This window comes from Glutamicibacter sp. BW77 (assembly GCF_002332285.1).
Lineage (GTDB): Bacteria > Actinomycetota > Actinomycetes > Actinomycetales > Micrococcaceae > Glutamicibacter > Glutamicibacter bergerei.
Window position 1 is genome coordinate 46,823 of record NZ_NRGT01000047.1, and the last position, 19,139, is coordinate 65,961.

The window sequence follows — 19,139 nt, forward strand, 5'->3', positions numbered from 1 at the left end:
TTCATGGTCCAAGCTTTAGCGCCACGACGCTTGGTTGAAGTGTGTTGACCTGATGGTTTGCAGGTCGTAACCGGTTTCAAAGGTGTTGACGAGTTCGCTTGAACCGGACTCCTGGTGCTCAATTTATAGACCGAACGGAGACCGACCTTCGAATCTCATTGCATGATTCAGGTCAACGTGGATGCCTACAAGGGGAAGCCATCGTCTAGGGGAGGAAAACGGCTGGATTCGGATCCGCGCAGACTTGGCTCGACAGACTACTGGGACTTGAGGCGGGTCCTGCGCGGGAAGCGGTCTTTTGCCTTTGCTGCCGTGGAGAAAATCGACTACTGCAGAAAAGATCACGTGCTGTGCGATCGCGGATCTTGGATATAGAAGAACTCAGCGGCTAGCATCACCGCGCGTTCGGAGGAACCAGGCCGCTGGCTGTTATACCTTCGTGCGGCGGTTTAGATGCTCTGGGGAGAACGGAACACCAAGGGTCGTAGGACGCGTGAAATAGGGCCGAAGATGCATCGAATACTCAGCTTAAGGGAGGATGCGCGGGCTCAAGCCCGTGCATCCTCCCTGTACCGTCTGCGCTTAGGGAATGGTGATGATCTGTCCGGCGTAGGACAGTCCGCCGCCGAAGGCGAAGAGCAGAGCCTTATCGCCCGAGGCCAGCGGCTCATCGGAGGCCATCAGCTTGGACAGCGCCAGCGGCATCGAGGCGGCCGAGGTATTGCCGGAGTAGACCACGTCGGTGGCCACGCGGGCGTTGGGTGCGCCGATCTTCTCCGCCAAGGGCTCGATGATGCGCAGATTAGCCTGGTGCAAGATGATCGCGTCCAGCTCTTCTGGCTTCATTCCCGCACGGTCGATGATCTTCGATGCGATCTTCGGCAGCTGGGTGACGGTCCAGCGGTAAACGCTCTGCCCGTTCTGCGCGAACTTCATGTCATTGTCCGCCTCGATGCGTACCGCATCGGACAGCGAAGGAACCGACCCCCAAACCACCGGGGAAATTTCTGCGGTCTGGGAGGCGGTGATGATGAACGCCCCGGCGCCGTCCGCGGTCAGCACGCAGGTGCTGCGGTCGGTGAAGTCGGTGAAATCGGTGAGCATCTCGGAGCCGATAACCAGTGCCTTGGTGGAACTGCCGGCGGCGATCGCACCCTGAGCCATGCCTACCGCATGGGCGAACCCGGAGCAGGCGGCATTCAGGTCCATGGTGGCCGGCCCCTGATCCATGCCGAGGCCCAGGGCCACGCGGGCGGCCATATGAGGGGTGCGATCCGTCGCGGTGCAGGTGGCGACGATGACCAGGTCGATGTCTTCGGCGTTGATGTCCGCGGCGTTGTCCAAGGCCATCTTTGCGGCCTTGATCGCCATCGAATCAACGGTCTCGACGCCGGTGCCCCAGCGGCGCTCCTGAATCCCTACGCGGCGGGTAATCCACTCGTCGCTGGTCTCGACCAGCGTTTCCAACTCGGTGTTGGGCACGATGCGCTCAGGCTGGAAATGGCCAAAGGCTACGACTTTGCTGCCGGTCATGAGTTTAACTCCTTGGGAAATGAACACTCTTGCTCTCAAGGTTAGTCGTTTTGGAGCCTACTTGCCGTTCACAACGGACACCGGAGCCGGGCGAATATGCTGAAAACCGGCTCAACGGGCGCAAAACTGGCTGGATTATCCGTTTTTCCCGGGAGGTTCATGACGTGGTGGCCCATCGTTCATCTGCTGTCCAACCCACTGCGGTGCAATGGTGGGAAAGCATTGCGGAAGGAATCGAGGCTAGGGGAGCACGATGTCACCAGTACAGGTCGCAGCTGCCGAACTCATGAGCCTGCGCCCGGTTCCGGGGTTCGGAACAAAGACCATCTACCGGGGTGTGGCCCCGCAAACCACGGACGCTGCGTACGCCGGACAGCTACGCCTGCGGGGAATCACTACGCTGATCGATCTGCGTGAACCACGCGAAATTCCGCACGAACCGCTGGGGGACATTGCCGGGCTGCGCTACCGGGGGATCCCGCTCTATTGCGGGCAGAACCCCAACGATCGGACGCTGAGCCAGAACCAGCGGTTGTTGCTCGATGGCCGCGGGGCACGCCTGGTGGCGGCGCTTCGGGTGATCGCGCAGCCGGCGGAGGGAAACACCGCGGTGGTCTGCCAGAGCGGTGGAAAACGCACCGGGCTGGTGATCGCGCTGCTGCTCGAAGCGATGGGAGTTGCGCGTGAGCTGATCATCGCCGACTACGCGTCGGCGGTTCGTGAACCGGGCTATGGTCTGCCCGGCCACGTCGCGAATACCCTGAATGGCACCCTGGACTGGCTGGTTGAAAGCTATGGCTCGGTGACCGGCTACCTGCTGAGCAAGGGGCTGACCGGGGCCGAACTCCACAGGCTGCTGGAGCTAGGCACCCATGCCAGAGCAAGCACTGTGCGGCCGCTGGTGGCCAGCTCATGAAAAAGCTCACCGTGGTGCAGCTGAGCGACCCGCACCTGTGTGCCGAGGGAAAACTGCTGCACGGCACCATCGACGCATGGGCACGGTTGCGTGCGGCACTGCATTCGGCCAAGCATTTTAATCCCGACGTGGTGGTGGTGACCGGGGATATCGCCGACCGCGGGGCGCCGATCCACGGCCGGGCGGCCAAGCTCTTCGCCAAGTTCCAGGACAAGCTCGGCTGCCCGATCATCACCGTGCCTGGCAACCACGACCCGCAGGATTCAATCAACGAGGCATTCAACGTGTACCGGCTCTCGACCGGACCACGCATCGCAAACACCGTCCACGAGATCAACGGGCTGCGCATCATCGGGTTGGACAGCGGCGGATATCGCGAATCCCAGGGGCGGCTGGACATGGAACAGCTGCAGTGGCTCTCGGGCCTGCTGCGGGTCCCGGCACCGCGCGGTTCGCTCATTGCCTTGCACCACCCGCCGGTGGATTCCCTCAATGCGCACATGATCGGACGCGGGCTAGCGAATCCCGAAGATCTCGCACTGGTACTCAGCGGCAGTGACGTGCGCGGAATCCTCTGCGGACATTTTCATCAGGCTGGCGTGGGACAGCTGAAAGGCACCAACGTTTATATGGCGCCGGCGACCTCGTACAACACCGACGTCTACGCGCCGCAGCAGATTCTCAGCGGGCCGGAGGGCTCCTGGTTCTCGCTGCTCCAGATCGATTCGCACTCCATGAGCAGCACCGCGATCCCGGTACGCCACGGATCGCGCAAACCCAAAAACCAGCAGGCAAGCAGCACTAAAAACGCAACACGCGCCAGAATTCCGGCGCATTCGAAAGGCAGAACACCATGAATGCAGCAGAAATCATCTTCGTGAGGCACGGAGAAACCGAATCAAACCGGGCAGGACGCTTGCAAGGGCGCAGCGACCTGCCGATGAATGAGACCGGACGCCGGCAGGCAGCCGGGGCGGCACTGGAACTTGCCGGAACCGGCACCTGGGATGTGGTGGTCTCTTCCCCGCTTTTCCGTGCCCGCCAATCCGCGCAGATCATCGCGGATCTGCTCGGAGCTCCGCGCGTGCAGGAGTTTCCGGAACTGATGGAGCGCGATTACGGCGACGCGGAGGGCACCGTGGTCACCGGGCTGAGTGAGGAGAACGTGCGGCGCCTCATGGACCTGGGGGAGAGCGAAGAACATCTGGTGGAACGCGCCATCAACGTGTTGTTCAAGATCAGTGTGCAGCATCCGGGCCAGCGTGTGGTGGTGGTCAGCCACGGCTCACTGATCCGTTCGGTGCTCAGTGCCTTGCACGGAACTCGTCATCAGTGGGTGCCCAATGGCCAGGTGCTGCGAGTGGAATCCCAGCTGCTGACAGATCATGTGGCTCGCGAGCCGATGTGGCACTAAGAAAATAAACGGCAAAGACCCACGTTGATGAACTTCAACGTGGGTCTAGTGCGTCAACTACGCGTGCGGTGCGCGGTTAGAGCGAACGCAGTACTACCGCGGTGCCCTGACCGCCGCCACCACAGATGCCTACCGCACCCAGCGATCCGGAGCCGAGCTCCTGGAGCTGACGGGCCAGGGTGCCGATGATGCGTGCACCGGAAGCCCCGATCGGGTGGCCCAGCGCGATCGCCCCGCCGTGCGGGTTGACGATCTCGGGGCTGATACCCAAGGTGGCGGTGGACTGCACGGCCACGGCAGCGAAAGCCTCATTGATCTCGACCACCTGCAGGTCCGCGGCCTTTGCTTCGGCCTTGGCCAGCGCGGTGTTGATCGCGTTGGATGGCTGATCGTGCAAGGTGCGGTCCGGTCCGGCAACAAATGCGTGGGACAGGATTTCGGCCATCGGCTTCAGACCCAGGCGTTTGATCGCCGCGTCGGAGGCGAGCACTATTGCTGCCGCGCCGTCGGTGATCTGCGAGGAATTACCCGCGGTGACCGTGCCTTCCTTGGCGAAGGCGGCACGCAAACCGCCGAGGGATTCAACGGTGGTCTGCGGGCGGATTCCATCATCGGCGCCGTGCACGGTCTCGCCCTTGCGGGTGGTGATGGTCAACGGTGCGATTTCGCCGGCGAAAAATTCTTCCGATGCGGCAGCGCGCTGGTGCGAGTGTGCCGCGACGGTGTCCTGGGATGCGCGGTCCAGCTTTAAGGTGGTGTTATGTTCCTCGGTGGAGACACCCATGGAGCGCTTCTCGTGGGCGTCGGTGAGCCCGTCGTACTCCAGGGTGTCGATCATTTCGATAGCGCCGTACTTGGTGCCGGCGCGGGCACGCTGCACATGCGGGGCCAATGACATCGATTCCTGGCCGACTGCCAGGACCACGTCAACCTCGCCGGACGCGATTAAACGTTCGGCTGCCACCACCGCCTCGGCGCCGGAAAGGCAAACCGCGTTCAGCGTGATTGCCGGAACATCCAACCCGATGCCCGCACCGATGGAGGTCTGCCGCGCAGGATTCTGCCCGGCGCCGGCCTGGAGCACCTGGCCGGCAAAAACGCGTTGCACCTCGGACGGGTCAACTCCGGCACGTTCCAGCGCGGCCTTGGCGGCGTGGGCTCCCAGCTCGGTGGCGGGGATGGCCGCGAGGGCACCGTTAAATTTCATGAAGGGGGTGCGTGCGTAACCTACAATTTTGACGCTCATGCTAAGAGGTCCTCCTGGAGTTCTACGGTGAATTTCGCTGAGGTAATGTTCTTGATGCTTTCCGGGGTTTCCCCCGGTGCGACCTGACGCAACACCAGTGTGGCATTAACGATGTCAAAAACTGCGCGGTCGGTAATGATGCGGTCCACAACCCCCACCCCGGTCAGCGGCAGATCGCAAGACTCGACGATCTTGGAGCTTCCGTCCTTGGCAACGTGGTCGGTGAGCACAATAACCCGAGGGGTGCCTGCCACCAGGTCCATGGCGCCGCCCATGCCCTTGACCAGTTTGCCCGGGATGGTCCAGTTGGCCAGGTCGCCGTTGGCGGCTACCTGCAGGGCTCCTAGGATCGCGGTCTGCACATGGCCGCCGCGGATCATGCCGAAGGAGGTGGCCGAGTCGAAGAAGCTGCCACCGGGCAGGATGGTGACGGTCTGCTTGCCCGCGTTGATCAGGTCGGCGTCTTCCTCGCCTTCGAAGGGGAAGGGACCCATGCCCAGCAACCCGTTTTCGCTTTGCAGCTTCACCGAGACACCTTCGGGCAGATTATTCGCCACCAGGGTGGGGATGCCGATGCCCAGGTTCACATACTGTCCATCGGTTAGTTCACTGGCGGCCAGGGCGGCCATTTGATCTCTGGTCCACATGGTTAGGCCTCCTGCTTCGGGCGGACGGTGCGCTGTTCGATGTCTTTGACGTCGTCGGTGTCCACGAGGGTCTTCACAAAAATTCCGGGGGTTTCCACCAAGGACGGGTCGAGGTAACCGTCGACGATTTCCTCGGCCTCGGCGAAGGTGTGCTTACCGGACATGGCAACCAGCGGGTTGAAGTTCTTCGAGGTCATCCGGTAACGCAGATTGCCTTCGCTATCGGCCTGATGAGCACGCACCAACGCGATGTCCGCGACGATGCCGCGCTCTAAGATGGCTGGTTTCCCGTCAAACTCCATCACCTCTTTGCCTTGGGCGATGGGGGTACCCACCCCGGTGGGGGTATAGAAAGCGGGTACTCCCACGCCTCCTGCACGAAGCCGTTCGGCGAGCGTGCCCTGCGGTACAAATTCGACCTCAAGATCACCGTTGAGGAATTGTTGGGCGAAAAGTTTGTTTTCCCCTACATAAGAGGCGAGCACCTTGGCCACCTGCTTGTTTTCCAGCAGTACGCCTAAGCCCTTGCCATCGACGCCCATATTGTTGGAAACAATGGTCAGGTTTTTGGCACCAGTGTCGCGCAATGCGGTGATCAGCCGGTTGGGAATGCCGCTAAGTCCAAAGCCGCCCACGGCAATGATCATTCCATCTTTGACCACCGCGGCGAGTTCCCGCGCGGCGTCCTCACGATACTTCGTTGACATCTTTGTACCCTGTCTGTCCACAATATGGATTTGAGTGTTGCTTAACTTAGACCGTAGTAACTCCAAGTGGATAGCTCAATAGTTCTGCGCGAACTGCTCAATATTGCTCGATAGGTGATGAACTATCCGTAAATCGTTCATAATGTGGATATGAGTAAAACTCCTGCCGGTGCCCAAGTAGTCGGACGCTTGGCGGCGGTACTGCGAACGGTCAGTACCTCGATGCCCCAAGGGATCACCACCACTGAGGTAGCCCGGCATACCGGATTAGCCAGACCCACCGTGCATCGTCTGCTCTCGGCGCTGACCGCCGAAGGATTCTGCGATCATGACCACCAAGCCGGGCGCTGGTTGCTGGGGCCGGAACTATATTTGATGGGTGCGGTGGCCGCCGAACGTTATGACATCAGCGAACTGGCTCGCGTACACGTTGCGGCTCTCGCCGAAGAAACCGGAGAGAGCGCATTTCTTTCCGCCCGCCGTGGCGACGAAACGGTCTGCCTATTGCGTCAAGATGGCGCCTTCCCGATCCGTTCCTTTGTGCTCTATGAAGGGCGACGATTCCCTCTCGGGGTAGCCTCGGCGGGAATTGCCATCTTGGCTTTCCTGCCCGAAGAGGCGATGGAACGGTATCTAGAATCCAGTAATCTGGTCGCCGAATATGGTCAGGCGCACGGTGCCGGGCAGGTGCGAAGCAAGATCGAAGAGACCCGTACCTTGGGGTATTCGTTGAACCCCGGGCTGATCGTCGAGGGCAGCTGGGGCATTGGCGCCGCGGTTTTTGACGCTTCCGGGCAACCAGCCTGGGCTTTGAGTTTAACCGGGATCGAGTCGCGCTTCGAACCCTCCCGCCAAGAAGCCTTAGGGAAATTACTGCTGCATCATGCCCACGAACTTTCGATGAAGTTACGTGGCTCCGCGCTTTTGAGCCAACGATAGCTAGAGATGCACTCGTGGCAGGTAACGTACTAGGTGGATCATCGATAGGTGTTGAGAAAGTTGGCGTTAATGACTGGGCTCCCACAGGGATTGTTAACTCCGCAGATCTTGATAAATCTTGATATTTTAGACCGGAATATCGATCGGGTAGCCAAGAATGTCGCCGGCAAGGGGTTGGCACTACGCCCACACGCCAAGACGCATAAGATGCACGAGATTGCCGGGCGTCAGCTGGAGGCCGGAGCCGTAGGGCTGACCGTGGCCACCATCGGCGAGGCGCTGACTTTTGCACTGCACGGCGTGGGTGATCTTTTTGTGGCCTACCCGCTGTGGATTTCCGACGCCCAAGCAAAGCGCATCCGTGAACTGCTCAGCTACGTCAAACTTTCCCTCGGTACCGACTCAATTGCCGCGGTGCAACAGCTTGCCCGTCAGCTCGCAGATAAAAAAGACAAGCTTGGGCTAATGATCGAGATCGACAGCGGACATCATCGCAGCGGTGTGCTGCCCGATGAGGCGCTGGACGTTGCTCGGGCCGCTCGTGAGGCAGGCCTGAATGTCATCGGAATCTTCACTTTCCCGGGTCACAGCTACGCCCCGGGAAAACCCCAAGAAGTCACCGACCAAGAGCAACATGCGCTTGGTGAAGCAGCCAGGCTACTGCGCGCGGACGGCTTTGAACTCAAACGCATCAGCGGGGGATCAACCCCCACGGCGGAATTAGCGGACAACTCCCTGCTGACCGAGGTGCGCCCGGGAGTGTATGTCTTCGGCGATGCCCAGCAATTTGAACTGGGACGCTGCCAGTGGGAGAACATCGCACTGAGTGTGGCCTCCACGGTGATCAGCCGCCACGAGGGCGATGCCCAGAACCCGCGGCGAATCGTGCTGGACGCGGGTAGCAAGATCCTCGGCTCGGACCGGCCGGGTTGGGCTACCGGCTTTGGCCGGATCCTTGAAAATCCGGACGCACGGATCAGCGCTATCTCCGAACATCACGCGACAGTGCTCTGGCCCGAAGGCCAACCGCTTCCGGCCTACGGTGAGCAACTGCGGGTTATTCCTAACCATGTGTGCGTGGCAGTGAATCTGGTCGATCAGGTGTCAGTGGTGCGAGATGGTGAAGTGATCGAACACTGGGATGTGGCGGCCCGGGGGCTGAACTTCTAGGGAGTCCAAGGTGTTGCCGAGGCAAGGGCTGCATGAAGTTCGGTGCCGCAGGCTTCATCGATTAGTTCCTTGTCGCCGACGACCACCAGCAAACTCCGGGCGCGCGAGAGGCCCACGTAGAGCTGCTCGACCGCGCGGGACATGTCCTTAAAACCGTTCACGCACAGCACCACTACCGACCGTTCGAGACCTTTGAAGCCGAGCACATGCCCGTAGAATTCTTCCTCATTCGCATGGAAGGCGGGCCAGTATGCCGAATCAATGGTGTTTAGATCGTAGTGTTCCTGATGGATTGGGTGGCGTCGATTAGTGGTGAGCAGCGCAATCTGGTTGTTCGCCCAGCCCTCCTCGATCAGCGGATCGACACAGTCCGAGGCTAGTTCTACCGCGTCCTCGGTGGAGCAGGAAACAAAGCGCACAGGCATGCCCTGACCGCCGCGGGGCTTGACCTGATCTCCGGCAAGGTTCTTGAAGGTTTGCGCAATGCGACGGGTGTTGCGCAGGTTGTCATCAACATGGATTGGAACCAGCGCAGCCGCGGGGCCAAAGCTTGCACCGGGGTTCTCACCGTTCCAACGACGGTACACATTTTGCCGCACATCCATGAAGGCATAAATTTTGCCCTGTAACGGGTCTTTGGTGCAGGCCAGTAACGCTTCCCACCATTCGGGGGCAAAATCTTGGGCCTCATCGACGATGATCGCGTCGAGTTTCTCCGCTTCGGGAAGTTCCAGCGCCAGCTCGCGTAATAGCCGGGGCATTTGCACGTCAAAATAGTCTTGTCCGGTGCCGTCGGGCACCCCGAGGCTGCGCGCGTACTCGTGGAATTCTCCAACGTGTATGGGCTTATTTTGGCGCCAGGCGCCAACCTGCTTTTTCAGGTAGTGGCCAAGACCCTTGTTGTAGCAAAAGAGCCCCACCCGCTCGTTGTCCTTGGCTAACTGCTTCGCCTTTTCAACTGCCATCCAGGTTTTACCGCTGCCGGCGCCGCCAATAAACCTCACTCGGGGAAGCGAACGCGTGGCACCGAGCAGAATAGCTTGCCGTGTGGTGAGATGCTCTTGAAGATCCTCATTCTCCAATGCCTCGGAGGTCTGTAAATGCTCGGGTGCAAAGTCGGCGGCGAGGTGCCGGCTAATACGGTCCGCAAAGGCTGGTGCCAGGGCGGAATACCCGCCACCTTGTTCTTGGATCGCGCGGCGCACGGAATGCGCGCTGTGCTTGAGATCTTTTTGATCCAGCAACAGATCCCGGGGAAGATCTGCCTTCGCCCAACTGGCTGGAACTTCTGTGTAGGGAAGACAGACGATGTGGGCAAAACGGCTGTTCAAAGCGGTGCCGGTTTGCTCAGCTATCCACTTCTTAAACGCATGGGAGGCGCTTTGCACCTGGGCCATCGGGTCTTTCATCGGGTGCCGGCCCCTGGCATCTGACTGATACCAGGCGCCATTTTCCACGCCGACTAACCCGCCCTTAACCTCGATGGCTGCCAGTCCGACCCCGGGCCACAAGACGAGCAGGTCAATCTCGTGCTCCACGGCACCGTGGCGTACCGCTACCGAATGGGCGAGCACCGCGTCATCGGGCAAAGAAAGACGCAGTTGCTCCCACACCGCCTTTTCAGCCGATTGGCCAGCTGAAAATTCTGGCTCCAATGGAATGCAGTGGACCATTGATCCCCCTCGAATAAGATGCGCTTGGTCGAAGTCTATGTGGCGGGTACTACATTTTCGTGGCTCGCGCGGTAGGTTCCGGGCATAATTCCTACTCTCCGCGCAGTCGCTGGAGCACCAGTGCCAAGGCCGGCCAGGTGCTTCGCCCCTGACGGGTGCGGGCGTAGGCGCGCAGCTCAAGGTTCGGATTGGCCAACGGCAAGATGGTGAGCCCTTGGCGTGGTGGGCGATCACGTGGAAGTAGGCCCACACCAAGATTTGCCAGGATGAGGTCTTCCACCAGATCGAGACTATCGGACTGATGGCGCATTGTTGGCTCAAAGCCGGACATTGAGGAGATCAGCCGCAACACCTTCTCGTCGGCAATATTGCGGGAATTACCAATCCAGTCATGTTGTGCGAAGGCTGCGAAGACCGTTGCGGCATCTGCATCGACTGGGCGTGAAGTGAACGGTGCTGCGAGCGCCGAAGGAACACCCAAACCCCACTCGGTGCTCCACAGCGAGAGCGTCTCCACCCCCGGAGCCACCTTCTCCGGGGACAAGTTGTAGTCATAGGTCAGCGCCAGATCTATGCCATCCACGGCTAACTGGTTCAGTGCTTCGGCCGGTTCATGTTCGAGCACCACAATATCTACCCGTGGATGATGCACGGCTAAATCCTCAATAATCGGCATCAAGGACCGGCGAATCGCTGTCGCAAATCCGGCCACGCGCACCGTTCCGACAGGCTCGGCCTCGGTGTTAAGGCTAAGGCGTGCTGAATCGACGGCGGCCAGAATGCTGCGGGCATGTTCGGCAAGCCTGCGGCCTGCCGGAGTCAGCCGCACCCCACGGCCTTCCGATTCGATGAGGGGTACGCCGACTTCTCGGGAAAGCTGTGCGATCTGCTGGGAGACCGTGGAGGTGGTGGCACCCAGGATGTCTGCCACTGCACGCATCGATCCCATGCGGGACAGTTCGTAGAGGTACTGTAAACGACGAGTTTCCATAAAATCATTGTCCATGATTATCGAATGGTATGTTCAAGATTCTCGCGTGGACGCGAATAGCCGGCGTGAGTTCTACTGGTAATCATGAACTTCCGGTCAGTACCCGCACCCAGCTCCGCCTCGATGGGCTCAATGATGGCCTTCGGCGCAATGAGCTGTGTCCAATTGGGATTGGCAGCCTCTATCGTCCTGGCCGACAATATTGGTTCCGGGGCCGTCGCGTGGTTGCGCCTGGCCTGGGCCGCGGTCATTCTGGTTCTTATTGCCCGACCTTGGAAGCTCAAATTCACTCGAAATACGCTGCTGATCTGCGCGCTTTTGGGTCTGGCTACAGCCGGCATGACGGTGAGCTTCATGAAGTCGGTGGAGACCATTCCACTGGGCACCGCCAGTGCACTTGAATTTATGGGTCCGCTGGCCGTGGCAATAATTCAAGGTCGTGGCTCCGCCCGGTGGTGGGCTGTGATCGCCGCGCTCGGCGTGCTCGGACTGACCGAACCGTGGCATGGCGCGGTAGATCTGACCGGCGTACTCTATGCCTTGGGTGGAGCTGTCTGCTGGGCGGTGTATGTGCTGCTGACCCAACGAGCCGGGGATGCTGTGGATGGTGTCGGCGCCTTGGCGGTATCGATGCCGGTGGCCGCCATCGCTGCAACGTTCATGGTTGGCCCCGTGGTGCTTGAAGCCCTCGATATGCAGACCCTGATTATCGGTGTGGGGCTGGCATTGCTATTGCCGGTGATCCCATTCAGCTTGGAAATCTTCGCATTACGCAGGCTGACCACCGCGGCCTTCGGCACGCTGATGTGTCTGGAACCTGCGATCGCGATGACCGTTGGACTCCTCATTTTGCATCAGGTGCCACGTCCCGCCGCGATGGTGGGCATCGCGCTGGTAATTCTGGCAGGAATCGGAGCCACCCGCACCGGCCAGCGCCTGCCGAAAAATATTGTTTCACCTACCGTAAAGCCACTGGCCGGGTTGGCCGAAGATCATTCGCAACCCCGCTAAACTCCGGCCGCGCGGGACTATCCTTGAAGCTCACTGAGCAGAAAATTTGCGGGATTCAGCCTCGACGTTTAACTCGAAACCATCGGTATCGGGCATGATTAGAGTCATGGATAATACTGCCGCACCGGCCTGGGTGGCCAACTACCAGCCAGGGGTTCCTGCACAGATTGAGCTTCCCACACAATCGCTGAGCCATATGTTCGAACGCTCCGTGCGCGAAGCCGGCCAGAGTCCGGCCACCGAATTCTTCGGCCGCCAGGTCAGCTACGCGCAGCTAGGCGAACAGGTTTTGCAAGCAGCCGAGGGGCTGCGCAAACTCGGTGTGAAAGCCGGAGATCGGGTGGCGCTGATCCTGCCAAACTGTCCGCAGCATGTGGTCGCTTTTTACGCGGTGCTGCGTCTGGGCGCGGTCGTGGTGGAGCACAATCCGCTCTATACTTCCCGCGAACTTCGCCACCAGTTTGAAGACCACCAGGCGCGTGTGGTCATCGCCTGGGACAAGGTTGTCTCCAGCGTGCAGAAGTTCCCCGCTGACGTGCAGATCGATACGATCATCGCGGTGAACCTGCTCGAAGCGTTCCCGGCGGTCAAACGTATGGCGCTGAATCTTCCGCTGAAAAAACTGCGTGAAACCAAAAAATCATTGACCGCCGCTACCACCGGCTCCATGGCGTGGAAGCAGTTGCTGGCCTCCGGTAGCTTGGACGCCGAGCACCCCTTCCCAGCTGTGCAAGACCTTGCGGTCATTCAGTACACCTCGGGCACCACGGGACGCCCGAAGGGCGCGATGCTCACACACTTCAACCTGTATTCCAACGCGCTGCAGGGCGAGGCATGGATGGAAGGTGCGCAGCAGGGCAAGGAAATCCTCTACGCGATCCTGCCAATGTTCCACGCCTTTGGCATGACCTTGTATCTGACCTTCGGGGTGAAGAAGCAGGGACTGCTGGTGCTCTTCCCGAAATTTGATCCGCAGCTGATCTTGGACGCCTGGAAGAAATCTCCGGCCACCGTGTACTGCGCGGTCCCTCCGATCTATGAACGCACCGCGATGGCCGCCAAGGAGCAGGGAATTTCGCTGCGCTCGGCCAAATACTGCATCTCGGGCGCCATGAACCTGCCAGATCACGTGGTGGAACTATGGGAATCGATGTCCGGCGGCCTGTTGGTGGAAGGCTACGGCATGACCGAGTCATCCCCGGTGGCCTTGGGCAATCCGTTCCATCCTTCGCGGCGCAACGGCACCATCGGCGTACCCTTCCCCTCGACCCTGATGAAGGTAGTCGACGTTGATGATCCGAGCCGCGAGGTAGCCCAGGGTGAGCCTGGCGAACTGCTGATCAAGGGGCCACAGGTGTTTGCCGGCTACTGGAACAACCCGGAAGAGACCGCCAAAACCTTGACCGAGGACGGCTGGCTGCACACCGGGGATGTGGTCACCGTGGACGAAGATGGTTTCACCCAGATTGTTGACCGGGCCAAGGAACTGATTATCACCGGTGGCTTTAACGTTTCGCCCTCCGAGGTGGAGAACGCGCTGCGCCAGCACGCGGATGTCGCCGATGCAGCGGTCTTCGGCAAGGCGCTAGAACGAGGCGGCGAAATGGTGGTTGCCGCGGTTCAGCTCGACGAGGGGGCAACCTTGGATGAGGCGGCGCTGCGCGAGCACTGCCGTGGCCAGTTGGCTGCCTATAAGGTGCCTAAACGCATCGTTGCCATCGACGAGATGCCGCGGTCCATGCTGGGCAAGATTCTGCGCAAGCAAGTCCGCGAAGAGTTCAGCGACAAAGTCTAAATCGAATTTATGGGTGGCAATGCCGCGGTTGTTAACGCAGCCGCGGCATTGCTGTCATTAAGATGCGGGTGTACTCATGCTGCGGGTCGCCGAAAACCTGCGCGGTAGGGCCCTGCTCGACGATGCGGCCCCGATGCATAACCGCCACAAAATCGCTCATATGCTCGATCACCGACAGATCATGGCTGATGAACAGGTAGCTGGTTCCGGTTTCTTGCTGCAGACGATCGAGCAGATCCAGAACCGTGGCCTGAATCGAAACGTCAAGGGCCGAAACTGGCTCGTCGAGTACCAATACCTTGGGCTCCGGCGCCAGCGCACGAGCGATCGCCAAGCGTTGACGCTGACCGCCGGAAAGCTCACGAGGGTTGCGTGTGCTCAGCACAGGATCCAGCTCCACCTGTTCCAGCAGCCGGCCGACTTGGTCTTTATAGCCCGTCGCGCGCTTGCTGCGGCCTGCGGACAACGCGTCAGTGAGTATCTGTCCCACCGAGTAGCGCGGATCAAAGGAACCCAGCGGATTCTGATAGATCGCGCCGATATTCTCCCGTAAGCCGCGCCGCGCCGCTTCGCTGTGCGGGGCGAAACGATCACCAAGCAGCGTCACGCTGCCTGTATCGGGACGTTCTAAACCAAGGACCAAACGCGCGGTCGTGGTTTTTCCCGACCCTGATTCCCCGACCAGGCCCAGCGTCGCGCCGCGGGGAAGCACAAACCCGGCTTCCACGACGGCAGGATGTTTAGCGAAGGACTTGGACAGGTTTTCCACCACCAGCGCCGGAGCCGAATCCGTGCTTGCCGGTGCTAGCTGACGCGGTTCGTTCACCGGCGTGCCGGCACTTAATGGGGCAAAGCGGGGCACCCCGGAGGGGATGGCCCGCAATAAGGTGCGGGTATATTCATGCTGCGGATGGTTCAGGATCTGTTCGGTGGGGCCGGTCTCGACGATTTGACCGGCGCGCATCACCGCGATGCGATCCGCCAGCTGAGCGACCTGAGCCAGATCGTGGCTGATCATCAGCACCGCACGGCCCTCATTTTTCAGTGCGGCCAGCTGCTCGAGCACCAGGGCTGCGAGGCGGGAATCCAACGCGGTGGTCGCCTCGTCCGCGATGACTATCTGCGGGTCTCCAATCAGTGCCTGGGCGATGAGCACGCGCTGCCGCATGCCCCCGGAGAGCTGGGTACTGCGCTGTTTCATACGCCGCTCGGGTTCTGGCAGCTCCACCGCGGCCAGGATCTCACGGACCTTGGCGGTGCGCTGAGACTTGTTCAAGCTCGAATGTTCCTTGAGCACGTCTTCGATTTCCCGGCCTACCGGGCGTAGCGGATCCAAGGCCATAAGCGCATCTTGCAGGATCATGACTACCGAATTCCCGCGGATATTCTGCCATGCAGGCTCACTGAGCGCTAATGCGTCTTCGTGGCAGACCATGAGCTTTGTGGCGCTGACGGTTCCGCCGCTCAGCCCCATGAGGCTGCGCGCGGTGACCGACTTTCCAGAACCTGATTCGCCCACGAGCGCCAGGCATTCACCGGCGGCCAATTCGAAGGACACGGCGTCTACGGCTTGTTGGCCGGCGAAGCTGACCGAGAGATTTTCGACTGCTAATAGTGGATTCATACGGCTTTCACCTTCCCGCCGAGGGCGCGCCCGATCAGCGTGGCACCGGCGGCGACAACAACGATGGCAAGTCCAGGGAAGAAACTGAGCCACCAGGCAAGGTGTAGATAGGTGCGTCCGGCCGAAAGCATCGCACCCCATTCGGGTGCGGGCGGGGGAGTGCCTAGACCAAGGAATGACAGGGCAGCCGCCCAGATCACCGCTTGTCCAATGCCCAAGGTGACCAGCGCGAGCAACGGTTGCAACGCGTTTGGCACGAGATGATTACGGACCTTCAGCCAGGTGCCGCGGCCAAGCACGGTGGCGGCCTCCAGCATTTCCGAGTTTTTCAGCGTGCGGATCTGGCTGCGTACCAGCCTCGCGTAACCGGGGGCCGTGGATAAGCCCACCGCAACGATTGCCGGGCCCACACCGGGTCCGGTAAACGCGATGATCAACAGCGCCATGAGTAAGGAAGGAACCGAGTAGAGCGCTTCGAGTACCCGCAAGATTACCTCGTCGAGCCAGCGCGGAGCCAAGGCGGCCGCGGTTCCTAAGACTAAAGCCAAACCCATGCCCAGCGCGGTGGCGGCCAAACCAATATAGAGAGAGTCGCCGGCACCGTGGATCACCCGGGTGAATACGTCACGGCCGGACTCGTCGGTGCCAAAAATGTGAGCGCCGCTAGGGGCCTGAAAGGCCTGGGACGGATTGATCGCCAGCGGATCTGCCGGAGCAATAAGTGACGGAGCAAACGCAGTGAGTACCCAGAAGAGAATGAAAAGTGAGCTGAGAATTTTTGCGGTACGGCTCATGATTCTGCCCCCGCCGGATCGATGAGTCGCTCAATGGCTTCGGTCAACGCCATCACGACGATATAAACAAGTGCAGAGAACAACGCGATGCCGGTAACCATAGGAATGTCTCGGGCAAGTACCGCGGAAAGCAAGGAACGGCCCAAGCCCGGACGGGCGAAGATCGCCTCGACGACCACCGCACCGGAAAGTAGTGAAGAAAAAGCCCACCCGGTCAGCCCAAGCGCAGGCAAAGCTGCATGGCGTAAGCCGTGACGGCGGAACACCGTCAGCCGGCTTTCGCCGCGAGCGCGAGCTGCCAGGGCAAACTGGCTACCCATCGCGGTATTCAGCGAGTCACGCATCAGCTGGGTGAGGAATCCGGCTAGCGGAAGCGCCAAGGTCAGTACCGGTAAGACTAGCCCGGCGGGAGTTCCATTGGCGACGGCGGGAAGCCAGCCGAGCATCGAGGAGAACAACATGATGAGCACCGCGCCGAGCCAAAAGTGCGGAACTGCGGCTGCCACAATCTCTACCGCGTTACCCAGCAGTCGGCCGAATTTATTGGCGCGCATCGCAAGCAACGCAAAGAGTAAGGCCAGTAGCCAAGCCACCACTAGCGCCAATAACGCCAGATTGATGGTCGGTGGGAGTACCTCGCCCATGATCTGCAGGACCGGGTCTTTGAAGGAATAAGAAGTTCCGAAGTCCAAGCGGATGAGTTTGGCGAGGAACAAAAAATATTGACTGATGATCGGCAGATCAAGACCATACTCGGAGCGGGCGTTGGCCAGAGCCTCGGCCGAAGCCTGTGAACCTGGACCACCCATGATCGCTTCGGCTGGGTCGCCAGGGATGAGGCGTACGCCGATAAAGATGGCGGTGGCAACCAGCCACAGCACCACCAGCGCGCCGCCAACCTTGCGACCCAACCAAGCGAGCAGTTTCATTGTGAGGTGTTTACCGCTTATTTATCGAGGAATACGTTGTAGTAGATCGGCGAGGAAACCGCGGTGGTCTCGCCCATACCGTGAACGTTCTTCGAATACAGGAAGTGGTTCTGCTGATCGTAGAGCGGCATCACGTAGTAGCCGTCCAGCACGATCTGCTGGGCCTGCTTGTAGAGCTCGGCACGCTCAGCTTCGTCGTTGGTTTGCTCCGCGTCGACGAGCAGTTGATCTAGCTTAGGATCCTTGATCTGCGCATTGTTGGCGAAGTAACCGCTGGGTGCGGGAATCGTTGAATCGGAGTGGAACAAGATGCGCAGGACGCTCGGACCGACCTTGGTGTACGGAGCGGAAACGAGATCGTACTCGTGCTTGGCCAGTGCACCGTACCAGCTGGACAGATCCAGCAACTCGATCTTGACCTCAAAACCAACTGGCTTAGCGGCGGCCTGCATCTGTTCAAACAGTGACTGCTCGGCAGGAACCGACTGGTTGGTGGAAACCGGGAACTTCAGAGTGAGGCGTTTGCCGTCCTTGACTCGGTAACCTTCGGAGTCGCGCTCGCTCCAGCCGGCAGCATCGAGTAGCTCGTTAGCCTTGGTGGCATCGGTGGTGAACTTTGAGTCATCCGAGATACCCAGTGGTTCAACACTGGAGAGCAATGAGTAGCTGCGCTTTGCGGTGTTGAAGTACAGCGAGTTGATTCCGGAGTTCACATCGACGGAGTGCATGAACGCTTCGCGGACGCGCACATCATCAAATGGTGCCTTGGAGCTGTTCAGCTCGAGCCGATTTGAGGCGCCTGGACGTGGCGCGTCTAGGTGGCCCAGTCCGTTATCGGCGGCCGTGGAGATGGTATCTGGCTGTGGGTTGTCAATGACGTCAACCTCGCCGGACTGTAGCGCCGCATAGCGGCTGGCGGCCTCGGGGATGAAGCGCCAGATGATGCCGTCCAGATAGGAGGTGGCGCTGGCGCGTTCGGAATTTGCTGCCGGGGAGACATAATCTTCGTAACGCACCAGATTGACCGCTTGCTGACGATCCCACGATTCGACCTTGAATGGGCCGGTGCCTGCAGGGGCGGCGCAGTTTGCTGCCTGATCGCGTTTCAGTCCCTGGGGGGACTGAATTGCGGTCCACGGCATGGATAGTGATTCGAGCAACGCGTTGTCTGGCGCGGAAAGCTTAAGTTCTGCGGTGAGATCGTCGACGAGCTTGATCTGGTCAACCTTGCCCACGGCTAGGTAGCCGGTGGACGAAGCAGTATTTGGATCCTGAAGGTGCTCGATATTGGCTTTGATCGCCTCGGAGGTGAGCTTGGTTCCGTCGTGGAAGGTGATTCCGTCACGCAGTGTAATGGTGCGGGTCAGGCCATCGGCGGAAACCTCGGATTTTTCTGCCAGCCATGGGATGATCTTCCCCTCGGCGTCCTTGGTGAACAGCGATTCCATGAACTGGGATGCCACCAGTGCCTGCGGATAGTTGCCGCCCACATGTGGGTCAAGGCAGCTAGGCTCGGCGTCTCCCGAGGCGTAAACCAGCGTTCCCCCGGCGACGGGTTTTGTGTCCTTGTTAGCGGATGGATCCTCGGTGGAGGAGCAGCCGGCAATGAGGGCCGCTGCCAACGGCAGGGCTAAGGCCCCGGTGAGTAGGCGGGTGGCACGCTGATTTCGTCGCATGAACGCAGATTTACCTTTGAGTGAGTGAGAGATGACGTAGACAACCTTAGTCAACCAAGAGCCAAAGGTCAGAT

At 60.1% G+C, this 19,139-nt stretch carries 17 protein-coding genes; 7 read left to right on the forward strand and 10 right to left on the reverse strand.

What is annotated here, in order from left to right; all coding sequences use genetic code 11:
* Positions 1-582: 582 nt before the first annotated feature.
* A complete protein-coding gene (locus CIK74_RS05665) occupies positions 583-1,533 on the reverse strand; it encodes a beta-ketoacyl-ACP synthase III (RefSeq protein ID WP_096254805.1) in 951 nt (316 codons plus the stop codon).
* Between the two features lie 253 nt (positions 1,534-1,786).
* Between CIK74_RS05665 and CIK74_RS05670 the strand changes: the two genes are divergently transcribed.
* The 3 genes from CIK74_RS05670 to CIK74_RS05680 are packed head-to-tail and all read left to right on the forward strand — an operon-like array spanning position 1,787 to position 3,863.
* A complete protein-coding gene (locus CIK74_RS05670; protein ID WP_096254806.1) occupies positions 1,787-2,449 on the forward strand; it encodes a tyrosine-protein phosphatase in 663 nt (220 codons plus the stop codon).
* Positions 2,446-3,306 carry a metallophosphoesterase gene (locus CIK74_RS05675; protein ID WP_096254807.1) on the forward strand — a complete coding sequence of 287 codons (861 nt, stop codon included), beginning with the start codon at positions 2,446-2,448 and terminating at the stop codon, positions 3,304-3,306. The genes CIK74_RS05670 and CIK74_RS05675 overlap by 4 nt, the downstream gene beginning before the upstream one ends.
* Positions 3,303-3,863, forward strand: a complete 561-nt coding sequence (locus CIK74_RS05680) for a histidine phosphatase family protein (RefSeq protein ID WP_096254808.1) — start codon at positions 3,303-3,305, stop codon at positions 3,861-3,863. Before CIK74_RS05675 ends, CIK74_RS05680 begins: the two co-directional genes overlap by 4 nt.
* Before the next feature lie 76 nt (positions 3,864-3,939).
* On the opposite strand, the gene CIK74_RS05685 is transcribed toward CIK74_RS05680, so the two are convergent.
* Genes CIK74_RS05685 through CIK74_RS05695 form a run of 3 tightly spaced genes read right to left on the reverse strand, consistent with a single transcriptional unit; the run spans position 3,940 to position 6,463 of the window.
* Positions 3,940-5,109 (reverse strand): acetyl-CoA C-acyltransferase, encoded by a 1,170-nt coding sequence (locus CIK74_RS05685; RefSeq protein WP_096254809.1) that lies wholly within the window; start codon positions 5,107-5,109, stop codon positions 3,940-3,942.
* A complete protein-coding gene (locus tag CIK74_RS05690; protein WP_096254810.1) occupies positions 5,106-5,756 on the reverse strand; it encodes a 3-oxoacid CoA-transferase subunit B in 651 nt (216 codons plus the stop codon). The genes CIK74_RS05685 and CIK74_RS05690 overlap by 4 nt, the downstream gene beginning before the upstream one ends.
* 2 nt (positions 5,757-5,758) lie before the next feature.
* Complete coding sequence (locus CIK74_RS05695) at positions 5,759-6,463, reverse strand: CoA transferase subunit A (protein WP_096254811.1); 705 nt, start codon at positions 6,461-6,463, stop codon at positions 5,759-5,761.
* Positions 6,464-6,613: 150 nt separating this feature from the next.
* On the opposite strand from CIK74_RS05695, the gene CIK74_RS05700 reads away from it, so the two are divergent.
* Positions 6,614-7,402 carry an IclR family transcriptional regulator gene (locus tag CIK74_RS05700; RefSeq protein WP_096254812.1) on the forward strand — a complete coding sequence of 263 codons (789 nt, stop codon included), beginning with the start codon at positions 6,614-6,616 and terminating at the stop codon, positions 7,400-7,402.
* 69 nt (positions 7,403-7,471) lie between these two features.
* Positions 7,472-8,572 (forward strand): D-TA family PLP-dependent enzyme, encoded by a 1,101-nt coding sequence (locus CIK74_RS05705; RefSeq protein WP_096254813.1) that lies wholly within the window; start codon positions 7,472-7,474, stop codon positions 8,570-8,572.
* Here the strand turns inward: CIK74_RS05705 and CIK74_RS05710 are convergent.
* On the reverse strand, positions 8,569-10,245 hold the full coding sequence (locus CIK74_RS05710) for an NERD domain-containing protein (protein ID WP_096254814.1): 1,677 nt from the start codon (positions 10,243-10,245) through the stop codon (positions 8,569-8,571). The genes CIK74_RS05705 and CIK74_RS05710 overlap by 4 nt on opposite strands.
* A gap of 91 nt (positions 10,246-10,336) precedes the next feature.
* On the reverse strand, positions 10,337-11,251 hold the full coding sequence (locus CIK74_RS05715; protein ID WP_240520467.1) for a LysR family transcriptional regulator: 915 nt from the start codon (positions 11,249-11,251) through the stop codon (positions 10,337-10,339).
* Between the two features lie 69 nt (positions 11,252-11,320).
* Here CIK74_RS05715 and CIK74_RS05720 point away from each other — a divergent pair, with 69 nt between their 5' ends.
* Together CIK74_RS05720 and CIK74_RS05725 are read left to right on the forward strand one after the other, a co-directional pair.
* Positions 11,321-12,247, forward strand: a complete 927-nt coding sequence (locus CIK74_RS05720) for an EamA family transporter (RefSeq protein WP_229676943.1) — start codon at positions 11,321-11,323, stop codon at positions 12,245-12,247.
* Between the two features lie 106 nt (positions 12,248-12,353).
* Positions 12,354-14,042 (forward strand): long-chain-fatty-acid--CoA ligase, encoded by a 1,689-nt coding sequence (locus CIK74_RS05725; protein ID WP_096254816.1) that lies wholly within the window; start codon positions 12,354-12,356, stop codon positions 14,040-14,042.
* A 31-nt stretch (positions 14,043-14,073) separates the two neighbouring features.
* On the opposite strand, the gene CIK74_RS05730 is transcribed toward CIK74_RS05725, so the two are convergent.
* From CIK74_RS05730 to CIK74_RS05745, 4 genes are read right to left on the reverse strand one after another with little or no spacing between them, the layout of a single operon-like run.
* Positions 14,074-15,666, reverse strand: a complete 1,593-nt coding sequence (locus CIK74_RS05730; RefSeq protein ID WP_096254817.1) for an ABC transporter ATP-binding protein — start codon at positions 15,664-15,666, stop codon at positions 14,074-14,076.
* The gene (locus tag CIK74_RS05735) at positions 15,663-16,460 is read right to left on the reverse strand and encodes an ABC transporter permease (protein ID WP_096254818.1); all 798 of its coding nucleotides are present in this window, start codon (positions 16,458-16,460) and stop codon (positions 15,663-15,665) included. The genes CIK74_RS05730 and CIK74_RS05735 overlap by 4 nt, the downstream gene beginning before the upstream one ends.
* Complete coding sequence (locus CIK74_RS05740; protein ID WP_096254819.1) at positions 16,457-17,389, reverse strand: ABC transporter permease; 933 nt, start codon at positions 17,387-17,389, stop codon at positions 16,457-16,459. Before CIK74_RS05740 ends, CIK74_RS05735 begins: the two co-directional genes overlap by 4 nt.
* Before the next feature lie 17 nt (positions 17,390-17,406).
* On the reverse strand, positions 17,407-19,065 hold the full coding sequence (locus CIK74_RS05745) for an ABC transporter substrate-binding protein (protein ID WP_096254820.1): 1,659 nt from the start codon (positions 19,063-19,065) through the stop codon (positions 17,407-17,409).
* Between the last annotated feature and the right edge of the window lie 74 nt (positions 19,066-19,139).